The organism is Lactobacillus taiwanensis (genome assembly GCF_017894345.1).
In the GTDB taxonomy this organism is placed as follows: domain Bacteria; phylum Bacillota; class Bacilli; order Lactobacillales; family Lactobacillaceae; genus Lactobacillus; species Lactobacillus taiwanensis.
In genome coordinates this window covers 1,274,986-1,288,425 of sequence record NZ_CP059276.1, presented here as the reverse complement: position 1 = coordinate 1,288,425, position 13,440 = coordinate 1,274,986, and the positions used below count along the sequence as shown (strand labels likewise).

Sequence of the window (13,440 nt, the reverse complement as noted above, 5' to 3'; positions counted from 1 at the left end):
ATTATGAAAATTGATAAGAGGAAGTTTACATATTGGCAGTTGCGAGACTTACAAAATGAGCAACAAAATCAGGACGAAGCTACTGAACGATTGAAAATAATTAATCGAGCGTATCAAAAAGCACAATCATATTTAAGCGACGAGGTTCAAAAGATCTATCGTCGCTATTTTTATGCTGATATTTCAGAACAAGAGGTGTCAGATATTATGTCCTCACATATTTCTCCCTCTGAATTAGTTACACTAAAAGTATTGGCTAGCAATATTACTGATAAAGAGAGTAAAAAAGCTATCGATGATTACCTAAGTAGATTAGCGGCTAAGAGTAGGATTACCAGATTAGAGGAGTTACGAGTTAAAGCTTATATTGCTACTAAGTCAGCCGGAGATGTTGAATTAGATCAGAACATTAAATTGCATACTAATGTAATGAAACGAACCTGGGATGAGGTTGAAAAACAGGGAGCAGTATATGATAAAACAAAGGACTATAAGCTGCCTGATACCAAAATAAAATCATCTATAGAATCAAAAGACAACGAGGTTATCATAAAAAATCCTGAAACTGGCAAGAAGATTGCTAGCGTAAAAATGGAGCAGGATCTTCCTAAAGATAAAATTACCGAGATACCTAATCGTTACGTCGAAGCAGCATTAAATACCCGGTGGGAAGGCAAAAATTTTTCATCGCGTATCTGGGACAATACTGATAAGCTTGCTGAACGCTTGCAAGAATTGTTTACTACTAAAGAATTGAGTAATATGTCTGAAAAAGACATGATTAAGCAGATTGCCCATGAGTTTAATACTAGTAAATTTAATGCTAGTCGTTTGATTAGGACTGAAGCTAATTTCTTTTATTCTAAAATAAAGCTGGATAACTGGCGTAAACGTGGAGTTGAACGATATCAATTGCTTGCAGTGATTGATAGTCGAACTAGTAAAATATGTCGTTCAATCAACGGTAAAGTATTTAAGGTTAGGGATGCGATTTTGGGAAAGAATATGCCGCCTCTACATCCCTTTTGCCGAACTGTACCTGTAATCTATTTAGGTCCTAAAAATAATACTGTAGTGTCTAAAAAGAATAGTGCAGATGAATATGCAAAATTTAAAAAGGTACTTGGAGATAGGGTGCCCTCAAGAGATTTGTTTAATAATCTTAAACGTGAAAATGATATTTATTGGCAGAATTTAAACATTGATCTCAATCGGAGATTGTATTTAAAAGAACATCCTGAAGAGAAATTACCTAACTTGAACAATATGCTGATCCCCACTCCAAAATTTACAAAATATCTCTTTAATACCGAAAATGAAAGAGGCTGGAGCAAGGGAAAACTCATTAAAGAAAAGCTAGGATATGATAAAAGTAATTATATGGCGTATGTGGATGCCATTAAGGAAGCGGCTAAATCTTATCCGGTAAAATTTAAAGGAAATAATGGGTTTGGGGATGTATATGAACAAAAAATAATGTTGTACAATAAAGATGGTAAACCAATTAATGTCGTTGTAGGCTGGATAGTAATGGATGATAATCCTACTCAAATAAAGTACACTAGTAGCTATATTAAAGAGGTGAAGAAAAATGAGTAAACTTATTCCACAAGAATATGACACTGTTCTTTTGAAAACAGGAGAAGTGGTAGGCTTAATGGATCAAATGGATGAAACTCATTTTTTGCCTGACTACGGTGTTGAAACACCAGAACAAGAAGAAAAGACGATGGCTATGAAGCCTATTTCAATTGATGATATAGAAAGAGTTATATATAGATCTAAAGACACTCATTAACTGAGTGTCTTTTATTTTTGGATTGACCTAAGCATGTCATGAAACTACTTAAAAAATTGAATACGTATGTGGACTTGTTACTGCATACCAGAAAGGCACCGTGTAGAAATATGGGGTGTCTTTTCTTATGCAGTCATATTTCAAGTGTGCATGGGTAGAAAGGAATTTTTATGAAAAATATCGTATTAAAACTAAATTTACAGAGATTTGCTGATGATGGTCAAAGTGAAGGAGGTGAGGAAAGTAATACTAATCCTAGTGAAGCTGAAGTAAATGAAGATGTTTCAGGTGATACAAAACCGTTTAAAACTTTTGATACTCAATCTGAAATGGATTCTTTCTTTGATAAAAAATTAGCTAAAGCGTTAGATACCGCCCGTTTTAAGTGGGAGAAAGAACAGAGTGATAAAGCTCAAAAAGCTAAAGATCTTAAAAATATGTCTCCTGAAGAACGGCAAAACTATGAGCTAAAGCAACGTGAACAAGCTTTAGTTGATAGAGAAGCTGATATTACTAAGCGTGAAAATAGGAATGAATTAGCTTCTAAATTGATTGAAGATGGTTTGCCAGCTGAATTAGTAGATGTGTTTGATGACGTTTTAGCTGATAAAGATAAGATGACAGATACTTATCAAAAGGTTAGTGAAGTATTCCGTGCTGCAGTTCATGATGCCGTTGAAACTCGATTAGCTCAAAGTGCAAGACCTCCAAAGAGCTTAGATGGAAATCATGATCATAAATCTCCTGGAGAAATCTATGCTGAAAAAGCTAATAATTCTCAAAAGTCTAAAAGTGATTTTTGGAATTTAGAAAGGAAATAAGAATGTATACACAATTTCAAAATGGAAAGCAATTAAACTTTCTTGCTTCTGAAAAGTTTACTGCTTTCCCAGAAACAATTAATAAAGATAATTACAACGTCCAAACAGATGACTTAGGACGTAAATATGTACCAGCGGGAACGGTATATCCAACTAATGATGCAAAAGCTGTCGGAATCACTGTAAATGATGTGTACGTGTCAGAAGATGGATCTAATCAAATGGTTGCTGTTATGCGTGATGGTTGGGTGTTAAGTCAAAGATTGAATCCAACTCCAACAGCAGAGGCTATTAAGGCAATGTCAGCAATTCACTTTAAGGATTTGGATACAACAAAAGCGCCATCTACTGATACTCAAAAGAACCAATAGAAGGGAGAATATAATTAATGAAAAATCAAAAATTACAATTAGATTTACAACGATTTGCAACACCTATTCTTGATATGTTTAGTCAAAATACGGTGCTTGACTATACCCGCAATCGTCAATATCCAGAAATGTTAGGTGATACTTTATTTCCAGCAGTCAAAGTACCAACACTTGAAGTTGATATTTTGAAAGCTGGTAGTCGTGTACCAACAATCGCAAGTGTTTCAGCTTTTGATGCTGAAGCTGAAATTGGTAGTCGTGAAGCAAGTAAGATAACTGCTGAATTGGCATACGTGAAGCGCAAAATGCAACTTACTGAAGAAATGCTAATCAAATTGCAATCACCACGTAATACTGCAGAAGAAAACTACTTAAAACAGTATGTTTTTGATGATATTGACGCTATGGTTCAAGCAGTTAAGGCACGTGGCGAAAAAATGACTATGGAAATGTTCGCTACTGGTAAAATTACTGATAAGAAAAATGGTATTGCTGTTGATTATGGCGTGCCAAAGCAACATCAAGAGACATTATCAGGTACCAAGACGTGGGATAAGAGTGATGCTTCTATTATTGATAACTTGCAAGATTGGTCAGATTCACTAGATGTTACACCAACCCGAGCTTTAACTTCTAAGAAAGTTTTACGTACATTAATGCGTAGTACTGAAATTAAAGAAGCTATTTTTGGTAAAGATACTGGACGTGTTGTTGGCCAAGCTGATTTAGATCAATGGATGACAGCCCAAGGGTTACCAATTATTCGTGCTTATGATGGTAAGTATCGAGATGAAGACGCAAAGGGTAATTTGACAACTAAAAATTACTTCCCAGAAGATCGCATTGTTCTTTTCAATGATGAAGTGCCAGGTCAAAAGATTTATGGTCCAACCCCTGAAGAAAATCGCTTGATTTCAAGTAACGCTCAAGTATCTAATGTGGGTAACATCATGGCTAAGGTTTATGAAACCAGTGAGGATCCAATTGGAACATGGATTTTAGCAGCTGCAACAATGCTTCCTTCATTTGCTAGCGCTGATGATGTATTCCAAGCTAAGGTACTTTAAATAATTGGAGGTGCCTAATGTGGATCAACTAACGGAAATAGTTTCAGCTTTAAGTACTCGATTAGAAAATACCAATAATGCCTTACTAACTGAACTAGTTAAAGAATCGATAGCACAGGTACTAGATTATACTGGTCAAAAGAAATTAGTCGGTAGTATGGATATTTACGTTAAAAAGCTAGCAGTTATTAATTACAACCGGTTAGGCATTGAAGGCGAAACACAACGATCCGAAGGTGGCATAACTAATTATTTTGAGACTGGTATTCCAAAAGATATTCGACAAGGATTAAATCGCTATCGAATTGCTAAGGTGAGAAAGCTATGAGACTAAAAGCCAGTGATCTTACAACAGCTTATCTTAAAGAACCAATGAATACTCAAGATGATGAAGGCTATAGCATTTCTGGCTGGAGTGATCCACAACAAATTAGGATGAATATTCAATCAGCTGGTGGTACGGTCAATGCTCAACTTTATGGTAAAGATATTAAATACGTTAAAACATGTAAGTATCAAGGTGATTTACTTGCAGAGGGACATGGCGAAGGTTTTGGTATTTGCCTAAATGTTCCGAGTTCTAGCGATCCAGATTACAAGATTACAGCTATTCAGGAGTTTTCTACTCATAAAAACGTTACTTTAGAACGTATAAAGAGGGATGAACAAAATGATTGAAGTTGAACTTAAAGGAATCAATGAACTAAAAGCAAAGTTAAAGAAGCTACCAGATATAATGGCAAAAGCAACAGCTAATGCTCAAGAAAGTGCGATTGAGCAGGCAGAAGCCTATGCAGTTGATGAGTTGCAATCCAGCATTAAATACTCCACAGGCGAACTTGCTCGAAGCTTTAAACATGAAGTAAAGGTTGATGGAGATGAAGTTATTGGTCGTTGGTGGAACTCTTCTATGGTTGCTGTATTTCGTGAATTTGGTACTGGGTTAGTTGGTGAACGGTCACATAAGCAACTTCCTAAAAATGTTGCCATTATTTATAGACAGACGCCATGGTTCTTCCCAGTTGATTCAGTTGATCTTGATCTCACAAAAATATACGGTATTCCTAAGATTAAGATCAATGGAAAATATTTTTATAGAACTACTGGACAGCCCGCAAGGCAATTTATGACTCCTGCTGCTAATAAAATAGCTAAGGAAGCGCCAGAGATTATAAAAAGATCAATAGATCAAGAACTTCATGATAAATTGGGTGGTTAAATGGAAATCTATAATGTTAAAGCACTAGTATTTAAGACTTTAAAATCTATGCCAGAATTAAAACTAGTTTCACCATCTTATCCAGATAAATTTACAACATTCCCAGCTGCTATTTATTCAACTAGTCAATCTTCTTATATACGGAATGCACAACAAGAAGAGACAGACACTGAATGGAAGATAACAATTGATTTATATAATGACCATGGATCATTAACTAATATAAAAGAAAAGCTCATTGCTAGATTTTCAGCAATGGGCTTTTCTAATAGTGTTGGTGACCAAGATTTAAATGGAGTATCACGTGTGGTAATAGTTTTTACAGGAATTGTAGATAATACGAGCCATCGTGTATATCAGAAAGGATAAAAATGAACAACGTAAAATTTTATAGTGATTTATTAAAATTAGACCTTCAACGGTTTGCAGTTGACAACTCAGAAGGTCTTGCAGGAACAGGAACAAAACTTGAAAGATCGGTAGATGGATCATCATGGGAAGAAATTGCTGACATTAAAACCATCCCTGAATTGGGTGGAGACACTGAAAAAATCGATGTAACTACTTTAGCAGATGATAGACGTAAGCAAGTTGAAGGTATCCAAAATGCTTCTAATGTTCAATTCCAAGCAGTATATAAGGGTGCTAGTTTTGCAAAAGCTCTAAAGGAGGCGGGTGACAGAAAGCAATATCAATGGAAAGTTACGTATCCCGATGGAATGACTGCTACGATGAAAGGATCATACAACATTAAATTTGGCTCAGTAGCAGTTAACGGTGCATTAGGTTACACAATCACTATTACTGTATCTGATGGTCCAACATTTACTGCTGCAGGCGCAAGTCAACCAGCTGGTAAGTAATAAAAAGTGATAGGCGTGGGTTCGATTCCTACGTCTATTTTTATACAACATGAATAGGAGAAATTATGGTAGCAACAATTAAGAAAGCAACTAAAACAGTACAACTAGGTGATCTTGAACTCAATTTAAAACTAGGTGGCCGTGAAATTTTTAAAATTGAACGCCGGTTAGGTAAATCAATGCTTTCACTTTTTATGGATTCACAAGGCGGAAATAAATTACCCCCTGTAAATGAAATTCTTATCGTATTACAAGGCGCTAATCAAAATCATGGTGTAACAGATAAACGAGTTATTGAAGCCTTTGAAAAGTATTTAGACGATGGTCATACCACTATGGATTTGTTTAATGAACTAATGGAATTATTTGATGAATCTGGTTTTTTCGGCAAGAAAAAGAAGAAGGCTACAAAGACCAATACGGAATCGGAAGAAGTAACTCTAGATCCAGTGGAAGCAGAAAGCGAATTGATGTAGACGAAGATCATTTCGAAACAGTATCTGATCTATTTAGACATCTGTATCCAATTGCAGTCGAATCAGGCATAGATGCTGATCATTTTTGGGATATGGATTTTGGTGAAATTATGACCCAAATTTCAGCAAATGAAAAACGTCGATTGGAAGATTTACGAGCTAAAGCTTATATGGATCATCGCTTAAGTGAAATGATGGCCTTTGCTTTTAACGATCCAGCAAAAATGCCCAAAGTTGAAGAAGCTTATCCATTTGTGAAAGATAATTTGGATCAAACAAATAAAATATCTGAGGAAGAACCCGATTGGAAAAAAGATCAGGTTATTTTTATGCAGCAAGCCCAGAAAATCAAACAATTTAATAAAGATAAAGGAGGTGGAAATTAATGGATCTAGAAGAACTTGAGTTAAGATTTAGAGCAAATTATGGGGATGTCATTCAAAAGGTTGATGAATTAACTAATCTTATTGTGCAAAAAACAGGTGATATGCAATATAAGATGCAAAATAATTTAGATAAATTTCAGCAATCAATGAATGAGAGTACCTCAAGAGCTAATGAGAATGTTAAAGAAGAAGTGCGGCAACGTAGTGAAGCAGAAGAAACTAAACAAAAATTACTTGAACAGACTCTTAATACTCAAAATGATGTTACAGATAAAATTGTTCAAGGGAATAAGGAACAAGCTGAAAGCTCTAAAGAAGCGGTTAATCAGTCAGAAAAAAGCCTAGATAGTTTAACAGCTCGGTTGCAGGCAGCTTCTAATATGCAACAACGAATTGCACAACAAACTAGTGCAGCTCATGATGTAGTAAAAGATATTTCTAAACCTAAATCACAAACGCAAGTAAAAGAACCATTGAAATCCCTTTCACAGAGTCACTACTCAAGCTTTGATAATTATCAAGAAAAACGAATTCAGAGTTATATGCCAAAGCGTCCTGTTGATTTAGGTATTGATGATGAAATACAAGCTGAAGCATCTAGAGCTAAAAAAGAAGTTGATAGCTTAGTAACTCACATAAACGAAAAGATGGAACAAGCACGTTCTATGCAACGAAGAATTGCTACTTTAACAGCTAATCGAGACAATCTTGATATGAGCAAGCAGGGTAGTAAAGTTAAAGCAATGAGATTAGATGATCAAATTGCTGATGCTCAAATTAAGATGGAACGGTATCAGACTCAAGCTAAGGCTCTTGCGCAGGAAATGTCGCAGGAGCTTGATACTGTTCCCAACTCATTAAGACGCATTGAGCGTGAAATGGATCAAACAGAAGGCAAGATTGAACGAATTAGACGCTCAATTGCTGAAATGAGGGATAATGATGCGACTCTTGGTCGATCCTCTGGTACTAATAAAGAGCTTAAGAATGCTGAGGCTGAGTACAGAAGGTTAGTTGCCAGAAGTAATGAGTTAGCAAAGGCATATACATATGTCAGTGCTCGCGGAGATGAGTTAAGAAGTAGTTCTTCACGCATTAATACTGAGTTAGCCGAAGAAAGTAAAAGTGTATCAGGACTTAATTCAAAATTTAATCGCTTAAGAAATACTGTTTCTAATGTTAATTCATCCATAAAACGTCTTGGAAGTAACAGTAATTCTTCTATGCGCCAAGCTGGTACCGGTGCATCAATGCTTAGTGAACGGCTAAAAGGCGTTCGAATGGCAATGCGTATGTTAGCTAGTCAATTAATTGTGTTTACTTTGCTCTACCAAGCAATTATGATGCTTGCTCAAGGGATGGGTGCGGCATTAATGACTAACCGACAATTTGCAAGTAGCTTTAACGCAATTAAGGTTAACTTGTTGACTGCCTTTTATCCAATTTATAGTTATGTTTTACCTGCTATAAATGCTCTTATGAATTCATTACAAAAAGCAACTGCATGGATTGCTCAATTTACTTCTGCGCTAACAGGAATGAGCTTGTCTAGTGCTAGAAGTGGTGCTCATGATTTGTACGATCAAGTACAGGCAATGAATGATACTTCAAAGGCTGCAAGTAAAGCTAATGAAGCTGTTAAAAAACAACAGCAAGAACAAGCTAAAGCAGTTCAACGTGCTAATCAGCAAATTGCTCAAGCTAATCGTCAAGGAGCGGCAGCCGTTGCAGCAGAAAATGAAAGAATAAAAGCATCTAACGAACAAGCTAAAAAAGCTTTTGAAGATACAAAGAAAGCTAATGAAGACCTTCAAGCATCACTCATGGGCTTTGATGAGCTGAACGTTTTAGATAACAGCAAAAACAATAACGATAATGGTAGTTTTGAAGCTCAACCACTAGAAAAATTTACTCCACAGCAAAAGCAGGATACACCTATTTTTGATGATCCCGGAATAGATGGTGGTGAGACAGGTGGAAATCAGGGGCTTGATTGGAATGTTCCATTAGTTGCGTCCCAAAATGCTATTGATGCTGCTAATAAAGTTAAAAAGGTTTTAGGCGAAATCTTTGATCCAATGAAAAAAGCTTGGGATGAAAAAGGCCAAGCTGTTGTTGATGCAGCCAAGTATTCATGGACAGAGATTAAACGCTTATTGGGGGATGTAGGTAATTCTTTCTTACATGTTTGGGACAATGGAACAGGACAAAAAGTAATAGAAAATCTACTTCAACTTTTAGCCGATATGCTGAACGTCATTGGCGACATTTCACGAGCTTTTGCTGAAGCATGGGAAGAGAGTGGTCGAGGGACCAAGTTTATTCAGACTATCTTCAATTCTCTCAATAATGTTCTTGAAGCTATCCATCATATATCTCAAGCGTTTCGTGATGCATGGAATACTGGTGATCTAGGCAAGAGAATTTTCGCTAACTTGCTTGATTTGGCTACTAAGTTAGTTGAATTTATTGGCGATATTGCTAAATCTTTTGATGAGGCATGGCAACATGGTAATGCCGGAACTAGACTATGGCAAGCATGGCTAAATGCACTGAATAATATACTTGATACTTATAAGCATATAGTTACATCAATTGATGAGGCATGGAAACACTCCGACCTAGGTGTTTCAATTTGGAGTCACCTGATTCAAATTGTAACTGGTGTAGGAAACACTATTGGTAATTTAGCTGGTCAATTTGATAAAGCGTGGCAACATGGAAATGTTGGAACTTCTATCTTTAAAACTTTACTCGGTATGGTAGATGACATGCTTGGATCACTTGGCGATATGGCAACTTATACTGCAAACTGGGCTAAGAAGCTTGATTTTACTCCATTGCTTCAGTCAATTGATAATCTGCTAAAAGCTATTCGACCAGTAACCAAAGATGTTTGGGATGGATTATCGTGGGCATATAAGAATGTCTTGCTTCCACTTGCAGGCTTCACGATTACTAAGATAATCCCTGAGTTCTTAAATGCCTTAGCTGCAGCCCTTAAAGTTGTACACAGTGTAATCAAAGCAGCAGAACCCGTTTTAGAATGGTTCTTCGATAGTTTTATTAAGCCGTTAGCTAAAATAGCAGGCTTTGCAATCGTAGAGGCCTTAAAGCTTTTAACTAAAGCACTTGAAGGATTATCTGATTGGATAGATCATCATCAAACAGCTGTTAAGATCATGACTGCAACACTGCTTACGCTTTTAGGCATTAAAGTTGCTAGAGCCACTATTGCTGGGATTCAAAGCTTTACTGATACTCTGAAGATCCTTGCAATGCTCAAATTTGATAAATTGAAAGCTGCTGCAAAGTATGCTGATGATTTATTAGGAGTAGCAATTGAATTTGCAAAGCATCCAATAACTAATATTAAAGAACTTGCTAAGCTGAGTTTTGAAAATATCAAGGGTGGCTATAACCACATAAAAGATCTTTGGAGTGAAGTAAATAAAGGCTGGCAGGATAGTAATCTTGCCAAGACTGATTTTCTTAAATCTGCTCGCTCTTCAATACAATCGGGCGAACCAATGAAGCTGGGGCAAAAACTTGGTACTGGTTTATCTGGTGCTATGATTGCTGTAACTTCAGGAATTGATATCTACAAAGGAATCAAAGCTAATAACAAAGAAGAAAAATTTGCAGATTTTGGTTCTGGAATTGGTGGTGCAGTTGGTGGTGCCATTGGACTTTGGTTCGGTGGTCCACTAGGGGCAGCCGTAGGCCAACAGATTGGCTCGTTAATTGGTAAATGGGGCGGTGTTGGTGCTTCTAAATTTGGTGATGGTTGGTCTAAGTACGGCAAAGGTAAGAAACCTAAAGACTGGGTTGAAGCAATAGGTTTTAAGTCCCATGAAATTTTAGATAACTTTACCTCTTGGGCTAAATCAGTCGGTAAAGATATCAATACCAATATTTCTAAAGGTAAAAAAGATGTTCAAACTGCTAGCTCTAATATCCATAAATGGTCCACTAATTTTATTTCTAATGCGAAGAAAGATATTAAATCTTGGGCACAAAATATCGGTTCTAGCATTCATAAAGATGTAGACAAAGGTAAGAAATTAGCTAAACAAGCTGGAGATAAAGTAAAAGAATGGTCTACTAGCTTTATTAGTGATGCTAAAAAGAAGGTTCATGATTGGTCTTCTCAAATTGGTTCTAATGTAAATAATAGCGTTGAAAATGGTCAAGCCATGGCTAAGAATGCTGGAACTAAAATTAAAAACTGGACTACAGGCTTTAGAGAATCAGCAAGTGGACTAGTAAGATCTTGGGCTGAAAGATTAGGAGAACATATCAATAATGGCACTGACTCATCTCGTTCTGGAGCCACTAATGCCGGTAATAAGCTTTCTAAATGGACAAGAAGTTTCTTTGGAGGAGCTAATCAAAGTGTTTCTAGTTGGGCCAGTGGTCTAGGTGGTCATGTTAATGACGGCATAGGTGGAGCTTATAACTCTGCTAAAAATGCTGGTGAACGTCTAGGAAGTTGGGTTTCTAGTTTTAGACATGATACTTCAAGAAAACTTGGTTCATGGGCCGGAACTCTTGGGAGCACAATTGGGAATGGAATTACTGATGGACTGCACAATATTAGTCGAGCCGTTCGAAAAGTAGTTAACGCAATTGTTAAACCGGTGCAAAATGCTACTAATAAGGTCAGAGACGGTATTAACTGGGTGCTTGGTAAACTTGGCGGTGGGTCAATTGGCTGGGGATTCTTTGATTGGAATTCTTATGCGAATGGGACGAATAGCCACCCAGGTGGACTAGCCTTAGTTAATGATCAAGCCGGAGACACTTATCGGGAAAGTTATGAATTACCTAACGGAGAACAAGGTTTATTCCCAGCTGAACGTAATTTGTTAACTTACTTGCCAGCTGGCACAAAAGTTAAAACTGCAACTGATACGGCTAATGAATTAGCAGCTATGGTTCCCAAATATGCTGGTGGTATAGGTAACTTTAATTTCGATTTTAGTGGTATCTTTAGCGGAATTAGTAGCGCTCTTGGAAACCTAAATTTTGGGAATATATTTGATGGGGTTGGCAATTTTGTTGATGGTGTAATGGAAGAACTTGAAAAAGTTACTGATGATATAGCTCATCCAGAACGATTAGTTAACTACATTATTGATAAATTTGTCACCTATGATTGGAGTTTAGGCGACGCTTCATTAAAGTTTGCTAAAGGCGCTGTTCATCAAGAAAAGAAAGGCATGATGAATTGGGCCAAGAAAGTTATCAATCAATTTGGTGGTGCAACTCATCAAACAGGACCAGGTGCGGAAGGTTGGCGTAGTGCTGTTAAGAAAGCATTGCGCAAGAATGGTCTACCTGCAACACCAGCATATGTAAATGCATGGGTTCGTCAAATCCAAACTGAGTCTGGTGGTAATGAACATGCTGTACAAGGCGGTTATACGGATATCAACACCTTAACAGGAGACTTGGCAAAAGGATTGTTGCAAACTATCTCTGCAACTTTTAACGCTTATAAATTCCCTGGTCACGGTAACATCTTCAATGGATACGACAACATGCTTGCTGCCATCAATTATGCAAAGCATCGGTATGGATCGGATATGCTGGCTGTAATTGGTCATGGTCACGGTTATGAAGATGGTGGATTAATTGCTAAACACGGTTTCTATGAAATCGGTGAAGGCGACAAGCCAGAAATGGTAATTCCGTTAACTAACCGTGAATTAGGTATGAGAAGAATTAATGAAGCTATTGCTTTCATGAATAATAACTTTGGTAGCGGCTTACAACTCCCTACATCTCTAAATAGAAACTCAATTAGTAATGACTCTATTTATGCTGAAAATCAGTCCAATACTTCCACAATGAAAAGTGGAGGCTTCAAGGAGATGAGTACAGAGTTAGTAAATGCGATTATCCAAGCTCTTCAAATGCAAAATATTAATAGCAACAATGGAAAACCAATTGATTTACATCTCTCTGTAAAAATTGGTGATGAGTCCTTCGGTGAACATGCTATTAAAGGAATTAATGCTATTAATCAAAGAAATGGTAGAAATATGTTGAATCTCTAAAAAGGAGGAAATGAGTGATTGTATTCTTTAAAAATTTCTGGGACAGTGGTTAATCCTGCCCCGCAAACTATGCAAGTTGCTATTCAAGACATAGATGCTAAGGCAACTCGGGATGCACAAGGGCTGTTACATAGAGATAGAGTTGCCACAAAACGTAAAATAAATTTATCCTTTGGTGCTCTAACTGTGTCTGAATGTGCCGGAATTTTAGCCTCTGTTAAAGCTGAGTTCTTCAATGTTGAATATCTGGATCCAGAAACAGGCCAAAATAAATCGGGCACTTTTTATGTTGGTGACCGAACTGCACCCGTCTATTCTTTTGTAGATTCCGTACCAGTATGGAAAGGTCTTTCGTTTGATTTAATTGAACAGTAGGA

At 36.8% G+C, this 13,440-nt stretch carries 14 protein-coding genes; all 14 read left to right on the top strand.

What is annotated here, in order from left to right; translation table 11 throughout:
* Positions 1–3: 3 nt before the first annotated feature.
* The 14 genes from H1A07_RS06200 (at position 4) to H1A07_RS06135 (ending at position 13,438) form a co-directional block, all read left to right on the top strand.
* Positions 4–1,599: a minor capsid protein gene (locus H1A07_RS06200; protein ID WP_244974100.1), complete on the top strand. Its 1,596-nt coding sequence runs from the start codon at positions 4–6 to the stop codon at positions 1,597–1,599.
* A complete protein-coding gene (locus tag H1A07_RS06195) occupies positions 1,592–1,798 on the top strand; it encodes a hypothetical protein (RefSeq protein WP_210144708.1) in 207 nt (68 codons plus the stop codon). The genes H1A07_RS06200 and H1A07_RS06195 overlap by 8 nt, the downstream gene beginning before the upstream one ends.
* A gap of 170 nt (positions 1,799–1,968) precedes the next feature.
* Complete coding sequence (locus H1A07_RS06190; protein WP_210144707.1) at positions 1,969–2,619, top strand: DUF4355 domain-containing protein; 651 nt, start codon at positions 1,969–1,971, stop codon at positions 2,617–2,619.
* 2 nt (positions 2,620–2,621) lie between these two features.
* On the top strand, positions 2,622–2,990 hold the full coding sequence (locus tag H1A07_RS06185) for a hypothetical protein (protein ID WP_210144706.1): 369 nt from the start codon (positions 2,622–2,624) through the stop codon (positions 2,988–2,990).
* Positions 2,991–3,007: 17 nt separating this feature from the next.
* Positions 3,008–4,057, top strand: a complete 1,050-nt coding sequence (locus H1A07_RS06180; RefSeq protein WP_210144705.1) for a major capsid protein — start codon at positions 3,008–3,010, stop codon at positions 4,055–4,057.
* 10 nt (positions 4,058–4,067) lie between these two features.
* The gene (locus H1A07_RS06175) at positions 4,068–4,385 is read left to right on the top strand and encodes a phage head-tail connector protein (RefSeq protein WP_210145498.1); all 318 of its coding nucleotides are present in this window, start codon (positions 4,068–4,070) and stop codon (positions 4,383–4,385) included.
* Positions 4,382–4,735 (top strand): hypothetical protein, encoded by a 354-nt coding sequence (locus H1A07_RS06170; protein WP_210144704.1) that lies wholly within the window; start codon positions 4,382–4,384, stop codon positions 4,733–4,735. Before H1A07_RS06175 ends, H1A07_RS06170 begins: the two co-directional genes overlap by 4 nt.
* A complete protein-coding gene (locus H1A07_RS06165; protein WP_210144703.1) occupies positions 4,728–5,276 on the top strand; it encodes an HK97-gp10 family putative phage morphogenesis protein in 549 nt (182 codons plus the stop codon). Before H1A07_RS06170 ends, H1A07_RS06165 begins: the two co-directional genes overlap by 8 nt.
* On the top strand, positions 5,277–5,645 hold the full coding sequence (locus H1A07_RS06160) for a hypothetical protein (RefSeq protein ID WP_210144702.1): 369 nt from the start codon (positions 5,277–5,279) through the stop codon (positions 5,643–5,645).
* Positions 5,646–5,647: 2 nt separating this feature from the next.
* On the top strand, positions 5,648–6,139 hold the full coding sequence (locus H1A07_RS06155) for a phage tail tube protein (RefSeq protein WP_210144701.1): 492 nt from the start codon (positions 5,648–5,650) through the stop codon (positions 6,137–6,139).
* A gap of 65 nt (positions 6,140–6,204) precedes the next feature.
* The gene (locus H1A07_RS06150) at positions 6,205–6,615 is read left to right on the top strand and encodes a DUF6096 family protein (protein WP_210144700.1); all 411 of its coding nucleotides are present in this window, start codon (positions 6,205–6,207) and stop codon (positions 6,613–6,615) included.
* Between the two features lie 92 nt (positions 6,616–6,707).
* A complete protein-coding gene (locus H1A07_RS06145; RefSeq protein ID WP_014567368.1) occupies positions 6,708–7,001 on the top strand; it encodes a hypothetical protein in 294 nt (97 codons plus the stop codon).
* A complete protein-coding gene (locus tag H1A07_RS06140; protein WP_210144699.1) occupies positions 7,001–13,063 on the top strand; it encodes a lytic transglycosylase in 6,063 nt (2,020 codons plus the stop codon). The genes H1A07_RS06145 and H1A07_RS06140 overlap by 1 nt, the downstream gene beginning before the upstream one ends.
* Before the next feature lie 18 nt (positions 13,064–13,081).
* Positions 13,082–13,438, top strand: a complete 357-nt coding sequence (locus tag H1A07_RS06135; protein WP_117285475.1) for a DUF6711 family protein — start codon at positions 13,082–13,084, stop codon at positions 13,436–13,438.
* The last annotated feature ends 2 nt before the right edge of the window (positions 13,439–13,440 follow it).